This is a genomic window from Ectothiorhodospira variabilis, assembly GCF_022227625.1.
Classification (GTDB): domain Bacteria; phylum Pseudomonadota; class Gammaproteobacteria; order Ectothiorhodospirales; family Ectothiorhodospiraceae; genus Ectothiorhodospira; species Ectothiorhodospira haloalkaliphila.
In genome coordinates this window covers 1-19905 of the sequence record NZ_JAJNAO010000017.1, presented here as the reverse complement: position 1 = coordinate 19905, position 19905 = coordinate 1, and the positions used below count along the sequence as shown (strand labels likewise).

General features: G+C 60.1%; 34 protein-coding genes. All 34 read left to right on the top strand.

Annotated features, from left to right (window positions below; translation table 11 throughout):
- The first annotated feature begins 119 nt into the window (after nucleotides 1-119).
- The 34 genes from rpsL (at nucleotide 120) to LPW30_RS13525 (ending at nucleotide 19750) form a co-directional block, all read left to right on the top strand.
- Nucleotides 120-497: a 30S ribosomal protein S12 gene (gene rpsL / locus LPW30_RS13690; RefSeq protein WP_008933192.1), complete on the top strand. Its 378-nt coding sequence runs from the start codon at nucleotides 120-122 to the stop codon at nucleotides 495-497.
- A 21-nt stretch (nucleotides 498-518) separates the two neighbouring features.
- Nucleotides 519-986: a 30S ribosomal protein S7 gene (gene rpsG, locus LPW30_RS13685; RefSeq protein ID WP_025282230.1), complete on the top strand. Its 468-nt coding sequence runs from the start codon at nucleotides 519-521 to the stop codon at nucleotides 984-986.
- Between the two features lie 41 nt (nucleotides 987-1027).
- Nucleotides 1028-3127, top strand: a complete 2100-nt coding sequence (fusA, locus tag LPW30_RS13680) for an elongation factor G (RefSeq protein WP_025282229.1) — start codon at nucleotides 1028-1030, stop codon at nucleotides 3125-3127.
- 52 nt (nucleotides 3128-3179) lie between these two features.
- The gene (gene tuf, locus LPW30_RS13675; protein WP_026623654.1) at nucleotides 3180-4370 is read left to right on the top strand and encodes an elongation factor Tu; all 1191 of its coding nucleotides are present in this window, start codon (nucleotides 3180-3182) and stop codon (nucleotides 4368-4370) included.
- A gap of 6 nt (nucleotides 4371-4376) precedes the next feature.
- On the top strand, nucleotides 4377-4691 hold the full coding sequence (rpsJ, locus tag LPW30_RS13670) for a 30S ribosomal protein S10 (RefSeq protein WP_025282228.1): 315 nt from the start codon (nucleotides 4377-4379) through the stop codon (nucleotides 4689-4691).
- 132 nt (nucleotides 4692-4823) lie between these two features.
- Nucleotides 4824-5468, top strand: coding sequence for a 50S ribosomal protein L3 (gene rplC / locus LPW30_RS13665; RefSeq protein WP_025282227.1), 645 nt, complete (start codon nucleotides 4824-4826; stop codon nucleotides 5466-5468).
- Nucleotides 5469-5473: 5 nt separating this feature from the next.
- Nucleotides 5474-6079, top strand: a complete 606-nt coding sequence (rplD, locus tag LPW30_RS13660) for a 50S ribosomal protein L4 (RefSeq protein WP_025282226.1) — start codon at nucleotides 5474-5476, stop codon at nucleotides 6077-6079.
- Nucleotides 6076-6372 carry a 50S ribosomal protein L23 gene (rplW, locus tag LPW30_RS13655; RefSeq protein WP_025282225.1) on the top strand — a complete coding sequence of 99 codons (297 nt, stop codon included), beginning with the start codon at nucleotides 6076-6078 and terminating at the stop codon, nucleotides 6370-6372. Before rplD ends, rplW begins: the two co-directional genes overlap by 4 nt.
- An 18-nt stretch (nucleotides 6373-6390) precedes the next feature.
- Entirely contained in the window at nucleotides 6391-7215 is an 825-nt protein-coding gene (gene rplB / locus LPW30_RS13650; protein WP_025282224.1) for a 50S ribosomal protein L2, read from the top strand.
- 19 nt (nucleotides 7216-7234) lie between these two features.
- The gene (gene rpsS / locus LPW30_RS13645) at nucleotides 7235-7507 is read left to right on the top strand and encodes a 30S ribosomal protein S19 (RefSeq protein ID WP_025282223.1); all 273 of its coding nucleotides are present in this window, start codon (nucleotides 7235-7237) and stop codon (nucleotides 7505-7507) included.
- 4 nt (nucleotides 7508-7511) lie between these two features.
- The gene (rplV, locus tag LPW30_RS13640; protein WP_174411992.1) at nucleotides 7512-7850 is read left to right on the top strand and encodes a 50S ribosomal protein L22; all 339 of its coding nucleotides are present in this window, start codon (nucleotides 7512-7514) and stop codon (nucleotides 7848-7850) included.
- Between the two features lie 14 nt (nucleotides 7851-7864).
- Nucleotides 7865-8551 (top strand): 30S ribosomal protein S3, encoded by a 687-nt coding sequence (gene rpsC / locus LPW30_RS13635; RefSeq protein ID WP_025282221.1) that lies wholly within the window; start codon nucleotides 7865-7867, stop codon nucleotides 8549-8551.
- A 12-nt stretch (nucleotides 8552-8563) separates the two neighbouring features.
- On the top strand, nucleotides 8564-8977 hold the full coding sequence (gene rplP / locus LPW30_RS13630) for a 50S ribosomal protein L16 (protein WP_025282220.1): 414 nt from the start codon (nucleotides 8564-8566) through the stop codon (nucleotides 8975-8977).
- The gene (rpmC, locus tag LPW30_RS13625) at nucleotides 8977-9174 is read left to right on the top strand and encodes a 50S ribosomal protein L29 (RefSeq protein WP_025282219.1); all 198 of its coding nucleotides are present in this window, start codon (nucleotides 8977-8979) and stop codon (nucleotides 9172-9174) included. Before rplP ends, rpmC begins: the two co-directional genes overlap by 1 nt.
- A 4-nt stretch (nucleotides 9175-9178) precedes the next feature.
- Nucleotides 9179-9445 carry a 30S ribosomal protein S17 gene (gene rpsQ / locus LPW30_RS13620; RefSeq protein ID WP_025282218.1) on the top strand — a complete coding sequence of 89 codons (267 nt, stop codon included), beginning with the start codon at nucleotides 9179-9181 and terminating at the stop codon, nucleotides 9443-9445.
- A gap of 41 nt (nucleotides 9446-9486) precedes the next feature.
- Nucleotides 9487-9855 (top strand): 50S ribosomal protein L14, encoded by a 369-nt coding sequence (gene rplN, locus LPW30_RS13615; protein WP_025282217.1) that lies wholly within the window; start codon nucleotides 9487-9489, stop codon nucleotides 9853-9855.
- Nucleotides 9856-9879: 24 nt separating this feature from the next.
- Nucleotides 9880-10200, top strand: a complete 321-nt coding sequence (gene rplX, locus LPW30_RS13610; protein ID WP_025282216.1) for a 50S ribosomal protein L24 — start codon at nucleotides 9880-9882, stop codon at nucleotides 10198-10200.
- A gap of 10 nt (nucleotides 10201-10210) precedes the next feature.
- The gene (rplE, locus tag LPW30_RS13605) at nucleotides 10211-10750 is read left to right on the top strand and encodes a 50S ribosomal protein L5 (RefSeq protein ID WP_025282215.1); all 540 of its coding nucleotides are present in this window, start codon (nucleotides 10211-10213) and stop codon (nucleotides 10748-10750) included.
- A gap of 13 nt (nucleotides 10751-10763) precedes the next feature.
- Entirely contained in the window at nucleotides 10764-11069 is a 306-nt protein-coding gene (gene rpsN, locus LPW30_RS13600; RefSeq protein WP_025282214.1) for a 30S ribosomal protein S14, read from the top strand.
- Nucleotides 11070-11084: 15 nt separating this feature from the next.
- Nucleotides 11085-11480, top strand: coding sequence for a 30S ribosomal protein S8 (gene rpsH, locus LPW30_RS13595; protein WP_025282213.1), 396 nt, complete (start codon nucleotides 11085-11087; stop codon nucleotides 11478-11480).
- Nucleotides 11481-11493: 13 nt separating this feature from the next.
- The gene (rplF, locus tag LPW30_RS13590) at nucleotides 11494-12027 is read left to right on the top strand and encodes a 50S ribosomal protein L6 (RefSeq protein WP_239681130.1); all 534 of its coding nucleotides are present in this window, start codon (nucleotides 11494-11496) and stop codon (nucleotides 12025-12027) included.
- Between the two features lie 15 nt (nucleotides 12028-12042).
- Complete coding sequence (gene rplR, locus LPW30_RS13585) at nucleotides 12043-12396, top strand: 50S ribosomal protein L18 (protein ID WP_239681129.1); 354 nt, start codon at nucleotides 12043-12045, stop codon at nucleotides 12394-12396.
- Nucleotides 12397-12409: 13 nt separating this feature from the next.
- Entirely contained in the window at nucleotides 12410-12913 is a 504-nt protein-coding gene (gene rpsE, locus LPW30_RS13580) for a 30S ribosomal protein S5 (RefSeq protein WP_025282210.1), read from the top strand.
- A 3-nt stretch (nucleotides 12914-12916) separates the two neighbouring features.
- Nucleotides 12917-13099 carry a 50S ribosomal protein L30 gene (gene rpmD / locus LPW30_RS13575; RefSeq protein ID WP_025282209.1) on the top strand — a complete coding sequence of 61 codons (183 nt, stop codon included), beginning with the start codon at nucleotides 12917-12919 and terminating at the stop codon, nucleotides 13097-13099.
- Between the two features lies 1 nt (nucleotide 13100).
- The gene (gene rplO, locus LPW30_RS13570) at nucleotides 13101-13532 is read left to right on the top strand and encodes a 50S ribosomal protein L15 (protein ID WP_025282208.1); all 432 of its coding nucleotides are present in this window, start codon (nucleotides 13101-13103) and stop codon (nucleotides 13530-13532) included.
- A 42-nt stretch (nucleotides 13533-13574) separates the two neighbouring features.
- Nucleotides 13575-14888, top strand: a complete 1314-nt coding sequence (secY, locus tag LPW30_RS13565; protein ID WP_051582629.1) for a preprotein translocase subunit SecY — start codon at nucleotides 13575-13577, stop codon at nucleotides 14886-14888.
- 24 nt (nucleotides 14889-14912) lie between these two features.
- Nucleotides 14913-15026, top strand: coding sequence for a 50S ribosomal protein L36 (gene rpmJ / locus LPW30_RS13560; RefSeq protein WP_008933182.1), 114 nt, complete (start codon nucleotides 14913-14915; stop codon nucleotides 15024-15026).
- Nucleotides 15027-15093: 67 nt separating this feature from the next.
- Nucleotides 15094-15450, top strand: coding sequence for a 30S ribosomal protein S13 (rpsM, locus tag LPW30_RS13555; RefSeq protein ID WP_025282205.1), 357 nt, complete (start codon nucleotides 15094-15096; stop codon nucleotides 15448-15450).
- Between the two features lie 24 nt (nucleotides 15451-15474).
- Nucleotides 15475-15864, top strand: coding sequence for a 30S ribosomal protein S11 (rpsK, locus tag LPW30_RS13550; protein WP_025282204.1), 390 nt, complete (start codon nucleotides 15475-15477; stop codon nucleotides 15862-15864).
- A 14-nt stretch (nucleotides 15865-15878) separates the two neighbouring features.
- Complete coding sequence (rpsD, locus tag LPW30_RS13545) at nucleotides 15879-16499, top strand: 30S ribosomal protein S4 (protein ID WP_025282203.1); 621 nt, start codon at nucleotides 15879-15881, stop codon at nucleotides 16497-16499.
- Nucleotides 16500-16517: 18 nt separating this feature from the next.
- A complete protein-coding gene (locus tag LPW30_RS13540; protein WP_025282202.1) occupies nucleotides 16518-17522 on the top strand; it encodes a DNA-directed RNA polymerase subunit alpha in 1005 nt (334 codons plus the stop codon).
- A 43-nt stretch (nucleotides 17523-17565) separates the two neighbouring features.
- Entirely contained in the window at nucleotides 17566-17955 is a 390-nt protein-coding gene (rplQ, locus tag LPW30_RS13535) for a 50S ribosomal protein L17 (protein ID WP_025282201.1), read from the top strand.
- A 155-nt stretch (nucleotides 17956-18110) separates the two neighbouring features.
- Complete coding sequence (locus LPW30_RS13530; RefSeq protein ID WP_239681128.1) at nucleotides 18111-18863, top strand: SAM hydrolase/SAM-dependent halogenase family protein; 753 nt, start codon at nucleotides 18111-18113, stop codon at nucleotides 18861-18863.
- Complete coding sequence (locus tag LPW30_RS13525) at nucleotides 18860-19750, top strand: prenyltransferase (RefSeq protein ID WP_239681127.1); 891 nt, start codon at nucleotides 18860-18862, stop codon at nucleotides 19748-19750. The genes LPW30_RS13530 and LPW30_RS13525 overlap by 4 nt, the downstream gene beginning before the upstream one ends.
- Nucleotides 19751-19905 lie beyond the last annotated feature (155 nt).

Here is a 19905-nt window from a genome sequence, read left to right as displayed (position 1 = left end):
ATCCCACGGACTCAAGTCCCCTGCTTGACAGGGGCCTTGAGTCTGCCTAACATATCGCACCCTCGACAGGCCGGTTGGGTCCGGCCTGTCGTTGTTTTTGGGCTAGGAGAAAAGCTTTCATGGCAACAATTAACCAGTTAGTGCGCAAGCCCCGCAAGCGCCCGACGGAAAAGAGCAATGTGCCGGCCCTTGAGGCCTGTCCGCAGAAGCGTGGTGTCTGCACCCGCGTGTACACCACGACGCCGAAAAAGCCGAACTCTGCGTTGCGTAAGGTGGCTCGTGTGCGCCTGACCAATGGTTACGAAGTGTCCAGCTATATCGGCGGTGAAGGCCATAACCTCCAGGAGCACTCCGTGGTGCTGATCCGCGGCGGTCGTGTGAAGGACTTGCCCGGTGTGCGTTATCACACGGTTCGCGGCAGCCTGGATACCCAGGGTGTGCAAAATCGGAAGCAGGCTCGCTCCAAGTACGGCGCGAAGCGTCCCAAGAAGGCCTAAGCGGCCTGTTGAGATAAGACCATGTCAAGAAGATCCGAAGCTCCCAAACGTCATATCCTTCCCGACCCCAAGTACAAGAGCGAACTGCTTGCCAAGTTCATCAATACGGTGATGCGTGATGGCAAGAAGTCCGTGGCTGAGCGGGTTCTGTATGGCGCCCTGACTCAGATTGAAAGCAAGAAAGGCGATGGCCTGGAAGTGCTCGAGACGGCGCTCGATAACGTGCGCCCCCGCGTCGAGGTGAAGTCCCGTCGTGTGGGTGGCGCAACCTACCAGGTTCCGGTTGAAGTTCGTGCGGTTCGCCAGAACGCCCTGGCCATGCGCTGGATCGTGGATGCCTCCCGCAAGCGCGGTGAGAAGTCCATGGCCCTGAAGCTGGCGGGTGAATTGATGGATGCGTCCGACAGCAAGGGCTCGGCCGTCAAGAAGCGTGAAGACACGCACCGCATGGCTGAAGCCAACAAGGCCTTCTCGCATTACCGCTGGTAAGACGGCGGCCTAGGCAATAGATTCTTCGAGGTATTTCTACAGTGGCACGCAAAACTCCCATCGAGCGCTACCGCAATATCGGTATCATGGCGCACATCGACGCCGGCAAGACGACCACCACGGAGCGGATTCTGTTCTATACCGGTGTGTCCCATAAGCTCGGTGAGGTGCACGACGGTGCCGCCACCATGGACTGGATGGAGCAGGAGCAGGAACGTGGTATCACCATCACCTCTGCGGCGACCACCTGCTTCTGGCCGGGTATGGAAAAGCAGTTCCCGGAGCATCGCATCAATATCATCGATACCCCCGGGCACGTGGACTTCACCATTGAGGTGGAGCGGAGTCTGCGTGTGCTGGACGGCGCCTGCGCCGTGTTCTGTGCCGTGGGTGGTGTGGAGCCCCAGTCCGAGACCGTGTGGCGCCAGGCCAACAAGTACCAGGTGCCGCGCATGGCGTTCGTCAACAAGATGGACCGCCCCGGTGCCGACTTCCTGCGCGTGGTGAAGCAGATCAAGGATCGCCTGGCCGGCAATCCCGTGCCGCTGCAGCTGCCGATCGGTGCCGAGGATGCCTTTGAAGGTGTGGTGGACCTGGTCAAGATGAAGGCCATCTACTGGGACACGGATAACCATGGCATGACCTTCCAGGAAAAGGACATTCCCGCCGAGATGCAGGACGACTGCCAGACCTGGCGCGAGCATCTGGTGGAAGCGGCGGCTGAGTCCTCCGAAGAGCTGATGGAGAAGTATCTCAACGATGGCGAGCTGAGCACCGAGGAGCTCAAGCAGGGTTTGCGCAAGCGCACCCTGAACAACGAAATCGTGCCCGCCCTGTGTGGTTCTGCCTTCAAGAACAAGGGCGTGCAGGCCATGCTGGATGCCATCGTGGAATACATGCCGTCGCCGACGGACGTGCTGGCCATCAAGGGTCACCTGGATGATGCCAACGAGACCGAGGCCCTGCGTCATTCCACCGACGATGAGCCCTTTGCCGCTCTGGCGTTCAAGATTGCCACCGACCCGTTTGTGGGTACGTTGACCTTCTTCCGGGTGTACTCCGGTGTGGTGCAGTCCGGTGACACTGTGTACAACCCCGTGAAGGGCAAGCGCGAGCGCATTGGTCGTATCGTGCAGATGCACTCCAACTCCCGCGAGGAGATCAAGGAAGTGCGTGCCGGTGACATCGCTGCGGCCGTGGGCCTGAAAGATGTAACCACGGGTGAAACCCTGTGCGCCATGGACAGCGTCATCACGCTGGAGCGCATGGAATTCCCCGAGCCTGTGATCTCCGTGGCCGTGGAGCCCAAGACCAAGGCAGACCAGGAGAAGATGGGCGTGGCCCTGGGCAAGCTGGCTCAGGAGGACCCGTCCTTCCGCGTGCGGACTGACGAGGAATCCGGTCAGACCATCATCTCCGGAATGGGCGAGCTGCACCTGGACATCATCGTTGACCGCATGAAGCGTGAGTTCAAGGTTGAGGCCAATGTGGGCAAGCCGCAGGTGGCCTACCGCGAAACCATTCGCAAGCAGGTGGAGCAGGAAGGCAAGTTCGTTCGCCAGTCTGGCGGTCGCGGTCAGTACGGCCATGTCTGGATCCGCATTGAGCCTCAGGAGCCCGGCGAAGGTTATGCCTTTGTGAACGCCATCGTGGGTGGCGTGGTGCCCAAGGAATATATCCCGGCAGTGGATAAGGGAATCCAGGAGGCCTGCAAGAACGGTGTCGTGGGTGGCTTCCCGCTGGTGGACTTCAAGGCGACGCTGTTTGATGGTTCCTACCACGACGTGGACTCCTCCGAGTCCGCGTTCAAGATCGCCGGCTCCATGGCGTTCAAGGAAGGTGCTGCCAAGGCGAATCCCGTGCTGCTCGAGCCGATGATGAAGGTGGAAGTGGTGACGCCGGAAGAGTACATGGGCGATGTGATGGGCGACCTGAACCGTCGTCGTGGTCTGGTGCAGGGCATGGATGATGCCCCCGCCGGCAAGATCGTGCGTGCTGAGGTGCCACTGGCCGAAATGTTCGGTTATTCCACCGATCTGCGTTCCGCCACTCAGGGCCGCGCCGTGTACTCGATGGAGTTCTGCAAGTACGCGGAAGCGCCTGCCAGCGTGGCTGAAGCCGTCATCAAGAAGGCGTCCTGATCCAGGGCCATTGTGGCCCAGCCAGATTTGAATTCTTTGAAGGGGTAGAAAGGTGTCGAAGGAAAAGTTCGAGCGTAAAAAGCCGCACGTGAATGTGGGGACGATTGGTCACGTTGACCATGGCAAGACCACGCTGACGGCAGCACTGACGGTGTGCCAGGCCAAGAAGTTTGGTGGTGAGTCCCGTGCTTACGACCAGATTGATAATGCCCCGGAAGAGCGGGCCCGTGGTATCACCATTGCGACGGCGCACGTGGAATACGAGTCCGACGTGCGTCACTACGCCCACGTGGACTGCCCCGGTCACGCGGACTATGTGAAGAACATGATCACGGGTGCGGCGCAGATGGATGGCGCCATCCTGGTGGTGTCTGCGGCTGATGGCCCGATGCCCCAGACCCGTGAGCACATCCTGCTGGCCCGCCAGGTGGGCGTGCCGTGCATTGTGGTGTTCATGAACAAGGCCGACATGGTTGACGATCCGGAGCTGCTGGAACTGGTGGAGATGGAAGTCCGCGATCTGCTGTCCAGCTACGAGTTCCCTGGTGACGACACCCCGATCATCACCGGTTCCGCGCTGAAGGCGCTGGAAGGTGATACTTCCGAGATTGGCGTGCCGGCCATCGACAAGCTGATCGAGGCCCTGGACACCTACATTCCTGAGCCTGAGCGTGCCGTGGATGGTGCGTTCCTGATGCCTGTGGAAGACGTGTTCTCCATTTCCGGTCGTGGCACCGTGGTGACGGGCCGTATCGAGCGCGGCATCTGCAAGGTGGGCGACGAAGTGGCGATCGTGGGTATCCACGACACCAAGAAGACCACCGTGACCGGCGTTGAGATGTTCCGCAAGCTGCTGGATCAGGGTCAGGCGGGTGACAACGTGGGTGTTCTGCTGCGTGGTACCAAGCGTGACGAGGTCGAGCGTGGTCAGGTGCTGTGCAAGCCCGGTTCGATTACGCCGCACACCAAGTTTGAAGCTGAGGTGTACGTGCTGTCCAAGGATGAGGGTGGTCGTCACACGCCGTTCTTCAATGGCTATCGTCCGCAGTTCTATTTCCGGACCACTGACGTGACCGGTTCCTGTGATCTGCCTGAAGGTGTCGAGATGGTGATGCCGGGTGACAACGTCAAGATGACGGTGTCGCTGATTGCGCCGATCGCTATGGAAGACGGCCTGCGTTTTGCAATTCGCGAAGGTGGCCGCACCGTCGGTGCCGGCGTTGTCGCCAAGATCATCGAGTAAACGTCCATGGCAGCCAAGCAAAGAATTCGTATTCGCCTCAAGGCCTTTGATCATCGTTTGATCGATCGTTCGGCTGTCGAGATTGTGGAAACCGCGAAGCGTACCGGTGCGCGGGTGAAGGGTCCGATCCCGTTGCCCACCAAGATGGAAAGCTTCACGGTGCTCATCTCTCCCCACGTCAACAAGGACGCGCGGGACCAGTATGAGATCCGTACGCACAAGCGTCTGATGGATATCATGGACCCCACCGACAAGACGGTGGATGCCTTGATGAAACTGGACCTGGCGGCCGGTGTGGATGTGCAAATAAAGCTTAACTAGCCCTGATTTCTGTGGCATAATAGTTGGCTTTCCATGGCCCGGTGCAGGGTAACTTGTACCGGGCCGTGACTTTCAGAATGAAATAATTTCTCCGACGCCCCGGGGTCTCGGGGTGGAAGCAGAGGTAGTGTCATGGCAATCGGACTGGTCGGTCGCAAGGTGGGCATGACTCGTGTCTTTACGGAAGACGGAGTGTCCCTGCCGGTGTCTGTCATCGAGGTGGAGCCGAATCGTGTCGCCCAGGTGAAGGCCGGCGAGCGCGATGGTTATCGCTCCCTTCAGGTAGCGGTGGGTTCTCGTAAGGCGAGTCGTGTAGGTAAGCCCCTGGCCGGTCATCTGGCCAAGGCGGGCGTGGAGGCCGGTCGCGGTCTCTGGGAATTCCGTCTGGAAGATGGTGAAGGCGAGGGTATTGAGGCCGGCGCCGAGCTGAAGGTGGATGTCTTCTCTGAAGGTCAGATGGTGGACGTCACCGGGACCAGCAAGGGTAAGGGCTTCCAGGGTGTGATCAAGCGTCACAACTTCAGCATGCAGGATGCCACTCACGGTAACTCCCGCTCCCATCGTGCGCCGGGGTCCATTGGTCAGAACCAGACTCCTGGTCGGGTGTTCAAGGGCAAGAAGATGGCCGGTCAGATGGGCAACGTGCGTTGCACCGTCCAGAACCTGCAGGTTGTCCGGGTGGACGCTGAGCGGAATCTGCTTCTGATCCGTGGTGCGGTGCCGGGTTCCACCGGTGGTGACGTCATGGTGCGTCCCGCTGTCAAGGCGAAGGGTTGAATCTCATGAAGCTTCAGGTTCAGGACACGCAGCAAGGCGTTGACGTCTCCGACGCAGCGTTTGGCCGCGATTTTAACGAGACGCTGGTGCACCAGGCTGTTGTGGCCCATATGGCCGGTGGTCGCTTCGGTACCAAGGCGCAAAAGACGCGCGCTGAAGTGCGCGGCGGTGGCGCCAAGCCCTGGCGGCAGAAAGGTACGGGTCGTGCCCGTGCCGGCACCATTCGCAGCCCGTTGTGGCGTGGGGGTGGCAAGATCTTCGCGGCAGCGCCTCGTGACTATAGGCAGAAGCTCAACCGCAAGATGTACCGGGCCGCCATGGCCAGCATCTTTTCCGAGCTGGTCCGGCAGGATCGTCTGGTGGTGGTTGAAGACTTCAAGGTTGGCGAGCCCCGTACCAAGGCCCTGATTGCCAAGCTGTCTGAGCTGGGCCTGGAGTCGGCGCTGATCGTGGCGACCGAGGCTGACGGCAATCTGTATCTCTCGGCCCGTAATCTGCCGAAAGTGGATGTTCTGGACGTCGCGGAAGTGAATCCCGTGAGTCTGGTGGGTGCTGAGAAGGTGCTGATCACCGTGTCCGCGCTCAAGCATGTTGAAGGGTGGCTGTCATGAACGAAGAAAGAATGCTGAAGGTGATCGTCGGTCCGCATGTGTCTGAAAAAGGCACCATGCTCGCTGAAGCCGCGAACCAGCATGTGTTCAAGGTGGCTGTCGACGCAACCCGTGATGAAGTTCGCCAGGCCGTGGAGAAGCTCTTCGAAGTGAAGGTTTCCTCGGTGCGTGTGCTGAACCAGCAGGGTAAGCGTAAGCGGTTGGGCAGATCCCAGGGTCGCCGCAATCATTGGAGAAAGGCCTACGTGACCCTCGAGCCGGGTTACGATATTGAATTGGCCGGCAACGAGTAATCGGAAAGGTAACGCGAAATGGCGATCGTCAAGTCGAAACCCACTTCCGCGGGCCGCCGTTTTGTGGTCCGGGGTGTGACCCCCGATCTTCACAAGGGCGAGCCCTACGGCCCGCTGTTGGAGAAGAAGAGCCGCACCGGTGGCCGCAACAACCAGGGGCGCATCACGACGCGCCACGTGGGTGGCGGTCACAAGCAGCGCTACCGCATCGTGGACTTCAAGCGCAACAAGGATGACGTCCCGGGCAAGGTTGAGCGGCTGGAATATGATCCAAACCGTAGTGCGCACCTTGCATTGGTGCTGTACGCGGACGGCGAACGTCGGTATATTATCGCGCCTCGTGGCGTGAAGGCCGGCGACCCGGTGGTCTCTGGCGTGCATGCCCCGATCCGGTCTGGCAACTGCCTGCCACTTCGGAACATTCCGCTGGGTACCGTGATTCACTGCATCGAGATGCGCCCCGGCAAGGGTGCGCAGTTGGCGCGCAGTGCCGGCACGGGCGTCCAGCTGGTGGCGCGTGAGGGTCAGTACGTGACGCTGCGTCTGCGCTCCGGAGAGATGCGCAAGGTGCATGCGGATTGCCGCGCCACCATCGGTGAAGTCAGTAATTCCGAGCACAGCCTGCGCAAGTTCGGCAAGGCTGGCGCCCGTCGTTGGCTGGGTATCCGCCCGACTGTACGAGGCACGGCGATGAACCCGGTCGACCACCCCCACGGTGGTGGTGAAGGCCGGAACTTCGGCCAGCATCCGGTTACCCCCTGGGGTATTCCGACCAAGGGTTACAAAACCCGCAAGAACAAGCGGACGGATAGCATGATTGTGCGCCGTCGGAAAGCGAAGTAAGAGTTGAGGGGATAGATCAGTGCCGCGTTCGCTGAAGAAAGGTCCTTTTGTCGACCATCATCTGTTCAAGAAAGTGGAAGCAGCCTCTGCTGCCAACGACAGGCGTCCCATCAAGACCTGGTCACGCCGGTCCATGGTGATTCCGCAGATGGTGGGATTGACGTTGGCCGTCCATAACGGGCGGCAGCATGTGCCGGTGCTGATCAACGAAAACATGGTGGGTCACAAGCTCGGGGAGTTCGCTGCAACGCGTACCTTCAAGGGCCACGTGGCTGACAAGAAGGCAAGGTAAGGGGTTGATGATGGAAACCGTCGCAGTATTGCGATTCGCTCGCATATCGCCGCAGAAGTGTCGGTTGGTGGCGGATCAGGTCCGTGGGCTGCCCGTTGAGCGGGCGCTGCAGGTCCTGTCCTTCAGCCCGAAGAAGTCCGCTCATCTGGTTCGCAAGATCCTTGAGTCGGCCATTGCCAATGCCGAGCACAATGATGGGGCGGATGTGGATGAGCTGCGTGTGTCGCGCATCTGTGTGGACCAGGGTCCGGTGCTCAAGCGCATCCAGGCGCGGGCCAAGGGCCGGGCTAACCGGATCAACAAACGTACAAGTCACATTACCGTCGCCGTCAGCGCCGAGTAAGGTAGGGGTCTGAGATGGGTCAGAAAGTCAATCCGATCGGTTTCCGTCTGGGGGTGTCTGCGGACTGGGCATCCACTTGGTACGCAGATGGTCGGGATTATGCCGACAACCTGCATAGCGATCTGGAAATCCGCAAGTTTCTGAAGAAGAAACTGTCCCAGGCCTCCGTCAGTCGCATCGAGATCGCCCGGCCCGCGCGCCAGGCGTTCATCACGATTCATACGGCGCGTCCGGGTATCGTGATCGGCAAGAAGGGCGAAGATATCGAGGCGCTGCGCCGTGAGGTTGCCGGCCGACTGGGTCTTCCCCCGCAGGCCGTGAAGATCAACATTGAAGAGATCCGCAAGCCCGAGACCGATGCACAGCTCGTGGCCGAGGGGATCGCGCAACAGCTGGAGCGCCGTATCATGTTCCGTCGCGCCATGAAGCGCGCCGTGGGCAATGCGATGCGCCTCGGCGCTCAGGGCGTGAAAGTGCATGTCTCCGGCCGCCTGAACGGCGCCGAGATCGCCCGCAGCGAGTGGTATCGCGAAGGCCGTGTGCCGCTGCATACCCTGCGCGCGGAAATTGATTATGGGTTTGCCGAAGCTCAGACCACCTACGGCATCATCGGTGTGAAGGTCTGGGTGTTCAAGGGTGAGGTGTTCGACTTCGAGAAAAAGACGGACGCTGCCCAGGAAGGCAAGGCCGCGGTTAACTGAGGAGTTTGAGTGATGCTGCAGCCCAAGAGAACAAAATTCCGTAAGCAGTTCAAGGGCAAGAACCGCGGCCTGGCTATTTCCGGTGGGAAGGTCAGTTTCGGCGAGTTCGCCCTGCAGTCTGTCGATCGGGGCCGTATCACGGCGCGTCAGATCGAAGCTGCTCGTCGTGCGATGAACCGGCATATCAAGCGTGGCGGCAAGATCTGGATCCGTATTTTCCCGGATGTGCCCGTCACCAAAAAGCCCGTTGAAGTGCGTATGGGTAAGGGTAAGGGCAACGTGGAATACTGGGTTTGCAAGATTCAGCCAGGCCGCGTGCTCTATGAGATGGAAGGCGTGAGTGAAGAGGTGGCTCGTGAGGCGTTCCGCCTGGCCGCTGCCAAGCTGCCCATCAAGACGGCATTTGTGACACGGCAGGTGATGTGATGAAGGCGAGCGAAGTGCGTGAGCAGAACACCGAAGAACTGCGTGGTGAGCTGCTGGAGCTGTACCGCGAGCAGTTCAAGATGCGGATGCAAAAGGGCACGGGCCAACCGCCCCGTCCTGACCGCTTCGGCAAGATCCGCAAGGACGTTGCCCGCATCAAGACCGTGCTGAACGAGCGTTCGAGAGCAGGCGAGTAAAGTCATGAGCGAACAAGAAGTCAAAGAACAACGTGCGGTCACCGGCCGTGTCATCAGTGACAAGATGGACAAGACCCGCACCGTGCTCATCGAGCGCCGTGTGCGTCACCCACTGTATGGCAAGTACATGCGCCGCTCCACCAAACTGCACGTCCATGACGAAGGCAACGACTCCCGCATGGGCGATAAGGTCCTGGTAAAGGAGTGCCGCCCCATGTCCCGGACGAAGACGTTCCGCCTGCTGAAGGTTGTTGAGCGCGCGCCTGAGTGAGGCCGGTGACGGCCACCACCGATACGAAGTGAGATCAGATCATGATTCAGATGCAGACGGTTTTGGATGCAGCGGACAACAGCGGGGCGCGCCGGGTCCAGTGCATCAAGGTTCTCGGCGGTTCGCACCGGCGCTACGCCGCCGTGGGTGACATTGTGAAGGTGAGCGTCAAGGACGCGATCCCCCGCGGCAAGGTCAAGAAGGGCGAGGTTTACAACGCGGTGGTCGTGAGAACCGCCAAGGGCGTGCGTCGTCCGGATGGCTCGGTGATCCGCTTCGATCGTAATGCGGCCGTTCTGCTGAACAACCAGCTGCAGCCGATTGGCACCCGTATTTTCGGGCCCGTCACACGCGAGCTGCGCGGTGAACGGTTCATGAAGATCATTTCCCTGGCGCCGGAAGTACTGTAACGCGAAAGGCTGAGGTAGAAGACGATGCGCAGAATTCGACAGGGTGATGATGTAGTGGTCATCGCCGGCAAGGACAAGGGCCGCCGCGGTACCGTACTGAAGGTGATCGACGAGAAGCGGGTCCTGGTTCAGAACCTGAATATGGTGAAGAAGCATCAAAAGCCCAACCCTCATAATGGGGTTCAGGGCGGCATCATCGATAAAGAGATGCCATTGGATGTGTCCAATGTGATGCTTTACAACCCCGCAAGCGGCAAGGGTGATCGCGTGGGCTTCCGGACGCTCGAGGACGGCCGCAAGGTGCGGTACTACAAGTCCAACAACGAAGTCGTTGACGCGTCTTAAGGTGAATACGATGGCCAGGTTGAAACAATTTTACCAGGAGACCGTAATCAAGCAGCTCATGGAGCGCTTTGAGTACGGCAATGTCATGGAAGTCCCGAAGATCACGAAGATCACCCTGAACATGGGTTTGGGCGAAGCCGTGGCGGACAAGAAAGTCATTGAACACGCGGTAGGCGACATGACTGCGGTGTCCGGGCAAAAGCCGGTTGTGACCAAGGCGCGCAAGTCCATTGCCGGATTCAAGATCCGCGATGGGTATCCCATTGGCTGCAAGGTCACTTTGCGCCGGGAGCAGATGTATGAGTTCCTGGATCGCCTGGTGAACGTGGCTCTGCCCCGGGTGCGTGACTTCCGTGGTCTGAATGCCAAGTCCTTCGATGGTCGTGGCAATTACAATATGGGCGTGCGCGAGCAGATCATCTTCCCGGAAGTCGATTACGACAAGATCGACGCGTTGCGTGGGATGGATATCACCATCACCACCACGGCCAAGACTGACGAGGAAGGTCGGGCGCTGCTGCAGGCGTTCAACTTCCCGTTCAAGAATTGAGAGGTTTTTAGACATGGCCAAGATTTCCATGATGATGCGTGAAAAGAAGCGCGCCCAGCTGGTAAAGCAGTATGCCGAACGGCGGGCTGAGCTCAAGGCGCTCATCAGTAGCCCCGAGACGAGCCCGGAGGCCCGTATGGAAGCGGTGGTGAAGCTGCAGAAGCTGCCCCGCGATTCCAGTCCGGCGCGTCAGCGTAATCGCTGCCGCCTGACCGGTCGTCCGCATGGCTACTATCGGAAATTTGGCCTGGCGCGTAACAAGCTGCGCGAAGCGGCCATGCGGGGCGATGTGCCCGGTCTGGTCAAGTCGAGCTGGTAAGAGGGAAAGACCGAAATGAGCATGACCGATCCCGTGGCAGACCTGCTGACCCGCATTCGCAACGGCCAGCGCGCTGCCAAGACCGAAGTAACCCTGCCGGCCTCCAAACTGAAGGTGGCGATTGCCCGCGTCCTGAAGGACGAGGGCTACGTGGCCGATGTAGTCGTTGACGAGCAGGAAAAGAAACCCGTCATGACGGTGAAACTGAAGTACTTCCAGGGCAAGCCCGTGATCGAGACGATCCAACGGGTGAGCCGTCCGGGCCTGCGTATCTATCGCTCCAAGGATGACTTGCCGACCGTAATCGGTGGCCTTGGTGTGGCGGTGATCTCCACTTCTGGTGGAGTGATGACCGAACGCCAGGCGCGTGCCCAGGGTCAGGGCGGCGAAGTACTTTGCGTCGTCTCCTAATCGGATTGAAGCCATGTCCCGAGTAGCGAAAAACCCCATCACGCTCCCCAAGGGCGTAGATGTGATGATTAACAACGAGCTGATCTCCGTCAAAGGTCCGAAGGGAGCGATGGAGTTCCCGATGAACCCGAACGTCGAGGTCTCGCAGGATGAAGGCGTGGTGCGTCTGGGCCCGGCCAATGGCAACGCGAAGCATTGGGCCATGGCTGGCACGATCCGCGCGCTGATCAACAATATGGTCACGGGCGTCAGCGCCGGCTTTGAGAGAAAGCTGGAACTGGTGGGCGTGGGTTATCGCGCTCAGGCACAGGGCAAGACGCTGAACCTGACGCTGGGGCTGTCCCACCCGGTGGAATATCCGGTGCCCGAGGGCATCACCATCGAGACCCCCAGTCAGACCGAGGTCGTGGTCAAGGGCATCGACAAGCAGCAGGTCGGCCAGGTGGCTGCCGAGATCAGGAGCTTCCGCCCGCCGGAGCCTTACAAGGGTAAGGGTGTCCGGTATGCGAATGAGCAGATCATTCGCAAGGAAGCCAAGAAGAAATAAGGCAAGGTGACCACGATGGATAAGAAAACAGCTCGACTCCGGCGCGCCAGCCGTGCCCGGCACAAGATCCGCGAACTGGGTGCACACAGATTGTGCATTCATCGTACGCCGCGTCATGTTTATGCGCAGATCATCGCCCCCACGGGCTCCGAAGTGGTAGCCTGCGCTTCCACGGTGGAAGCCGGCGTGCGCGGTGACCTGAAGGCTACCGGCAATGTGGAAGCGGCCACGGCAGTGGGCCGTCTGATTGCTGAGCGGGCCTCGGCCAAGGGCATCAAGAAAGTGGCCTTCGACCGTTCCGGATTCAAGTACCACGGCCGCGTGAAGGCGCTGGCCGACGCCGCCCGAGAGGGCGGCCTGGAATTCTGACAAGGGTGATTCAATGGCAAGTGTGAACGCGAGCGACAACGACGGCCTTCAGGAGAAGCTCATCTCCGTGAACCGCGTGGCCAAGGTGGTCAAGGGCGGTAGGCAGTTCCGTTTCACGGCGCTCACCGTCGTGGGTGACGGTAACGGTAAGGTCGGTTTTGGCTACGGCAAGGCCCGCGAAGTGCCTCTGGCCATCCAGAAGGCGATGGAGTCTGCCCGCAAGAACATGCGTAAGGTCCCCTTGAAGGATGGCACGCTGCATTACGCCACGACTGCCCGTCATGGTGCGGCCAAGGTGTTCATGCAGCCCGCATCCGACGGTACTGGTATCATCGCCGGCGGCGCCATGCGCGCTGTCTTCGAAGTGGCAGGCGTGAAGAACGTGCTGGCCAAGTGCATTGGTTCACGTAACTCCAGCAACGTGGTGCGCGCGACCCTTAACGGGTTGACGTCGTTGCACGATCCGGAGCTGATCGCGGCCAAGCGCGGCAAGCAACTGGACGAGATCACGGGGTAAGACATGGCTGGCGAACTGAAAGTAACGCTGGTGCGCAGCAAGTACGGCCGCTTGAAGAAGCACGCCGCCTGCCTGCGTGGCCTGGGGATCCGACGGATCCATAATCCGGTGGTCGTCAAGGATACGCCGGAGAATCGGGGCATGATCAACAAGGTGTCCTATCTCCTGAAGGTTGAGGAGGCTTGAGATGAAACTGAATAACCTGAGCCCGGCCGAAGGCAGCCGTATCCCGGCCCGTCGTGTGGGGCGTGGTATTGGCTCCGGCCTGGGCAAGACCGCCGGCCGCGGTCACAAGGGGCAGAAGTCCCGTTCCGGTGGCTACCAGAAGGTTGGCTTCGAGGGCGGTCAGATGCCCTTGCAGCGTCGGCTGCCGAAAGTCGGTTTCCGTTCGCGCACCGCCGGTGATTGCGCCGAGGTCCGTTTGCACGAGCTGCTGGGCTTTGATGGCGTGATCGACCTGGCCGCTCTGAAAATGAAGGGTGTGGTGCCCATCCAGGCCAAGGCTGCCAAGGTGATCGCTTCCGGGTCGCTGGAGCAGGCGGTGACCTTGAAGGGCGTGGCTGTAACCAAGGGCGCGCGTGCCGCGATTGAAGCGGCAGGCGGGCAGATCGAGGAATAAGTGGCTGCATCCAATCCAACTGGGGGCGTTTCACTGGGCGGTATGGGGAAGTTCACTGAACTTCGCCAGCGCCTGCTATTCGTTTTGATGGCCTTGGTCGTCTACCGGATCGGGACATTCATCCCGGTGCCGGGGATCGACCCCGTGGCGTTGGAGCAGTTTTATGATGCCCAGTCCGGGACGATCCTGGACATGTTCAACATGTTCTCCGGGGGTGCCCTGGAGCGGTTGAGCATGTTCGCGCTGGGGGTCATGCCCTATATTTCGGCAGCGATCATCATGCAGTTGCTGGCAGCTACAGTGCCAGCACTGCAGCAGATCAAGAAGGAAGGCGAGCCCGGTCGTCGCAAGATCACGCAGTACACCCGCTACGGCACGGTATTCCTGGCCCTGGTGCAGAGTATCGGTATCAGCATCGCCTTGAATCAGCAGACTATGGGCGATGCGACGGTCGCGCTCAACCCCGGGTTGGGCTTCATGTTCACCACGGTGGTGACGTTGGTGACCGGCACGGTATTCCTGATGTGGCTGGGTGAGCAGGTGACGGAAAGGGGTATCGGTAACGGTATCTCGATCATCATCTTCGCCGGGATCGTGGCAGGCCTGCCGGGTGCCTTTGGTGGCACGCTGGAGTTGGCGAGCACGGGTGAGTTGTCCCCTGCGTTCGTGATGCTGCTGGTGGCCATGGCGCTGGGGGTGATTGGCTTCATCGTCTTCATCGAGCGCGGGCAGCGCCGGATCACGGTGAACTATGCCAAGCGGCAGGTGGGGCGCAAGGTCTATGGGGGGCAGAGCAGTCATCTTCCCCTCAAGCTGAACATGGCCGGCGTGATCCCGGCGATCTTCGCCTCCAGTATCATCCTTTTCCCGGCGACGCTGGGGACCTGGTTCGGCCAGGCTGAGGGGGTGACCTGGTTGCGTGATCTGTCTTCAGCACTCGGGCCGGGTGAGCCGCTGTATGTGATGTTCTATGGCGCGGCCATCGTGTTCTTCTGTTTCTTCTACACGGCATTGGTGTTCAACGCCCGGGAGACTGCGGAGAACCTGAAGAAGTCCGGCGCGTTCATTCCCGGGATTCGTCCCGGGGTGCAGACCGAGAAGTATATTGACAGCGTCATGACCCGCCTGACTGCGGTGGGGGCGATCTACATCACGGCGGTGTGCCTGATGCCCGAGTTCCTGATTCTCTACTGGAACGTGCCGTTCTACTTCGGCGGGGCCTCGATGCTGATCATCGTGATCGTGGTGATGGACTTCATGGCACAACTTCAGGCGCACCTGGTGTCCCATCAGTACGAGGGACTGATGCGCAAAGCCAACCTTAAAGGCTACGGCAAGTCGGGCATGCTGCGCTAGCAGGCCCAGTGAGAGGAAAGAAACATGAAAGTACGTGCGTCTGTAAAGAAGATCTGCCGTAACTGCAAGATTATCCGTCGCAATGGCGTCGTTCGCGTGATCTGTTCCGATCCGCGTCACAAACAGCGTCAGGGTTAAGCATTGCTTTGGCAGCGTTCACTGGTTAGAATAGCCGGCTTTTCTGCCGGTTCTTGGAGATAGCTGGATGGCTCGTGTAGCAGGTGTCAATATTCCCGACCACAAACATGCGGTGATCGCCCTTCAGGCGATCTACGGCATCGGTAACACCCGTGCGAAGATGATCTGCGGGGCGGCGGGGATTCGGCCGGAGCAAAAGATCCGTGACCTCTCTGAAGAAGAGGTGGAAAAGATTCGCGCCGAAGTCGGTCGCTTGAGTGTAGAGGGTGACCTTCGCCGCGAGACCTCCATGAACATCAAGCGTTTGATGGATCTGGGTTGCTACCGGGGTTTGCGTCACCGTCGCGGTCTTCCGCTGCGCGGCCAGCGCACCCGCACGAACGCGCGCACCCGCAAGGGACCGCGTCGTCCCATCCGCAAGTAATATTCAGGATTACAGGAAACAGGTATGGCACAGGCCTCCACGCGGACCCGTAAGAAGGTCAAGAAGTCCGTCTCCGATGGAGTGGCGCATGTCTACGCGTCCTTCAACAACACGATCGTGACCATCACTGACCGTCAGGGCAACACCCTGTCCTGGGCAACGGCAGGTGGCTCCGGGTTCCGCGGATCCCGGAAGAGCACCCCCTTTGCCGCGCAGGTGGCGGCCGAGCGTGCCGGTACTGCGGCTCAGGAATATGGTTTGAAGAATCTTGAAGTGCTGGTCAAGGGTCCCGGCCCCGGTCGCGAATCGGCGGTGCGTGCGTTGAACAACGTGGGCTACAAGATCACGAACATCAGCGACATCACGCCGATTCCGCATAATGGCTGCCGTCCGCCCAAGAAGCGGCGCGTCTAGACTGGAGGAACCCCATGGCTCGATATATTGGCCCGAAGTGTAAGCTCAGCCGCCGGGAAGGTGCCGACCTCTCTTTGAAGAGTCGCGCCCGCGCGCTGGATAGCAAGTGCAAGCTGGACAAGCCGCCCGGTCAGCATGGCGACCGTCGCACACGACTGTCGGATTACGGTGTGCAGCTGCGCGAGAAGCAGAAGCTGCGCCGCATCTATGGCGTGCTGGAAAAGCAGTTCCGGAATTACTACAAGGCAGCCTCGCGGCTCAAGGGCTCCACGGGTGACAACCTGCTGAAGCTGCTGGAGTGCCGCCTGGATAACGTTGTTTACCGCATGGGCTTCGGCACCACCCGGTCTGAAGCGCGCCAGCTGGTCAGCCATAAGGCTGTGCTGGTGAACGGCCAGACGGTGAACATCGCTTCATACCAGGTGAAGGCCACTGACGTGGTGTCCATCCGGGAGAAGGCCCGCAAGCAGGTGCGGATCCAGGATTCCCTGGCCCTCGCTGAGCAGTATGGCTTTCCCGAGTGGGTCGATGTAGATACCAAAAAGATGGAAGGCGTCTTCAAGAGCGTTCCTGAGCGTAGCGATTTGCCGGCGGATATCAATGAATCCCTGGTGGTCGAGCTCTACTCCAAGTAATTAGTTACGAGGTCTTTGATGCAGACCAAGGTCAACGAACTCCTCAAGCCTCGTCATATCGAGGTCCAGGCCGTCTCCGAAAGACTTTCGAAGGTTGTCCTGGAGCCGCTTGAGCGTGGTTTCGGTCACACGCTGGGCAATGCCCTGCGCCGGATTCTGCTGTCCTCGATTCCGGGGTCGGCTATCCTGGAGGCCGAGATCGAGGGTGTGCTCCACGAGTACACCACTATGGAAGGTGTTCAGGAAGATGTGGTGGATGTGCTGCTGAACCTGAAGGGTGTGGCGCTGCGCATGCACAATCGTGAGGAAGCGACGCTGACTCTGCGGAAGAAGGGGCCAGGTACGGTCACGGCAGGGGATATCACCCTGGATCATGACGTCGAAATCGTTAATCCGGATCACGTGATCGCTCACCTGACGAAAAGTGGCGAGCTCAACATGACCCTCAAGGTGGGCCAGGGTCGCGGTTACCAGCCAGTGAGCACCCGTCGTTCTGCTGAGGGTGAGGATAGCTCCATTGGTCGGTTGTTGCTGGATGCCAGCTTCAGCCCGATCCGTCGAGTGGCCTACAAGGTTGAAAGTGCCCGTGTTGAGCAGCGTACGGATATGGACCGCCTGGTGATCGAACTCGAGACCAATGGGACCGTCGATCCGGATGATGCCATCCGTGAGGCGGCGACCATCCTGCAGAGCCAGTTGATGGCTTTCGTGGAGTTGCAGGGCGACGAAAGTGTGTCTCAGGAAAGCAAGCCGATGGATATCGATCCCATCCTGCTGCGTCCGGTGGACGATCTGGAGTTGACCGTACGTTCGGCGAATTGCCTGAAGGCGGAGAACATCTACTACATCGGCGACCTGATCCAGCGGACCGAGGTGGAGCTTCTGAAGACGCCGAACCTGGGCAAGAAGTCGCTGACCGAGATCAAAGACGTGCTCGCCTCCCATGGCTTGTCCATGGGGATGCGCCTGGAAAACTGGCCCCCGGCCGGTCTGAAAGAGCACGAGAAAAAGAGCACCGGCTGAACAGGCCGGGTGCACAGAATCTGACTGGAAGGATAATTAAGCCATGCGTCACCGCCAATCCGGTAGGCAACTCAACCGCAACAGTTCGCATCGCAAGGCGCTGATGCAGTCTCTTGCGCTGTCGCTGTTCCGTCACGAGGCCATCAAGACGACCCTGCCGAAGGCTAAAGAGCTTCGTCGGGTAGCCGAGCCTCTGATCACGATGGCGAAGGAAGACAGCGTGCACAGTCGCCGGCTGGCATTTGCCCGGCTGCGGGACGACGAAGTGGTGGGCAAGCTGTTCACCGAGTTGGGTCCTCGCTATCAGGGTCGCCCAGGTGGATACCTGCGCATCCTGAAATGTGGTTTCCGCAAGGGTGACAACGCGCCCATGGCGTTCGTGGAACTGGTGGATCGCCCGGATCCGGACGAGGCCAGCGAAGCCACTGCCTGATCGTTTGAAGTGTTTTTACCGCCCACCAGGGTGGAAATAGCAAAAAGCCGGCCTCGTGCCGGCTTTTTGCGTTGGTGGTGTCCATGAAGGCGGTGGCTTGCGGGTGCTCGGGATAGGTGCCTATATTGGCCCGACACATGAACATGGGGAGGCGCATGCTCGTCACGTACACGGATTTTGGCATCACCGGCCCCTATACGGGGCAATTGGAGGCTGTTCTCAAACGGTTGGCGCCGGGCGTTACCGTGGTGCATCTTCAAGCGGACGCCCCGGCGTTCAAGCCACGTGCGGCAGGCTGTTTGCTCAGGTCCCTCGTGGGCCCATTTGCCCCTGAAACCGTGTTCGTTTGTGTGGTGGATCCGGGCGTTGGCATGGATCGGGACCCCATCTGGGTGAAGGCACACGGCCGGCGCTTTGTCGGGCCTGATAATGGTCTGTTGGCCGGAGTCATGCGTGATGACCCGCAAGCCGAGGCGCACCGGATCCGGTGGCGACCAGCCCGGCTCTCAAACAGCTTTCATGGTCGGGATCTGTTTGCCCCTGTGGCGGCGGCGCTTGCGATGGGGGAGGGCGTGGACTCGGAGGCGGTTTGCCCATCGACGCTGTGCGGCGCGGATTGGCCCAGGGAGATGGCCGAGGTGATCTACGTGGATGTTTACGGGAATCTGGTGACGGGATTATCGGGTGACTCCGTGCCGTTGGAGGCGCGGTTACTGCTTGGGGGGCGAGAGATTGCTTATCGTCGTGTCTTTGGGGAGGCGCCTGTGGGCGAGCTGTTCTGGTACGTCAATTCCATGGGCCTGGTGGAGGTGGCGGTGTCCGAGGGTAGCGCCTCCAGGGTGCTGGAGGCGGGCATTGGCGCTTCTTTGACGCGGGCCGACGGTTTTGAACAAGGGGTATCAGCATGAAGCCGGCCGGCTCATACGACTTCATTCGGGCCATGCGCCCGTTCACCTTCAGTGTGGCGATTGCCGCGTGCGGGCTGGGTACGGTGCTGGCGCTTCACCAAGGCTACGGCTCGATTTGGCTGGCTCTGCTCATCATCGGTGCCGGCATCCTGCTGCAGGCTGCAGTGAATCTGATCAACGACCACGCGGACCTGCCCCTGTTGGAAGAGCAAGCGCGTGAGGTGGGCGCGGCGCATCAGGAACAATACCGAGCGGCGATCTCCGCGATCCGTCGAAACTTCCGTTGGGGAATGACGTTTTTGGGGTTCGCCTTCCTGATTGGCCTGGGGCTTGTCTGGGTCCAGGGCTGGCTCTTGCTGGTCTTGATCATCGTCGGTTTGCTGGGGGCTTATTTTTATTCCGGCGAGCCGGTGCACTACAAACGCAGGGGGTTGGGCGTCATTCTGGTGTTCTGGTTGATGGGGGTGCTCCTGGTGGGCGGCTCCGCCGTGGCCATGGGTGCCCCGTTGACGGTGGATGTGCTGCTGATCAGTATTCCTTTCAGCCTGCTCACCTCCCTGGTGCTGCTGGGCAATGAGCTGCGTGATCATGCGGAGGACGAACGCCATGGTCTGCGCACCCTGACCGTGCGGATTGGCGAGTGGCGGGCACGGCAATTATTCGGGCTGATGCTCGGTGCGGTGTATGCGAGCAGTCTGCTGCTGTGGTGGGGCGGGCTGTTGCCCTGGGCCTGGCACCTGGCGCTCTCGCTGCCCCTGGCCTGGCCGCCCCTGCGCGCCGCCTGGCAAGCCGGTGCGGACCGCTCGCAGTTGCCCCAGCAGACAGGGCGCCTGTTTGCCGGGTTCGGGTTGCTGTTCCTGATGCCCTACCTGGCGCGCCTGTTCTGAGTCTGGATGTGTTCCTTTGGTCACAACCTGCTCTGCTCCCTTCTCCCCCCTATGGGAGAAGGGCTGGGGATGAGGGGGAGGGGTGTAGGTGTTGTGGGTGGTGTTTTCAAGTCATTGTTTTTGTGTCGTATTTCAAAATAGTTTCAAAAAAGTGG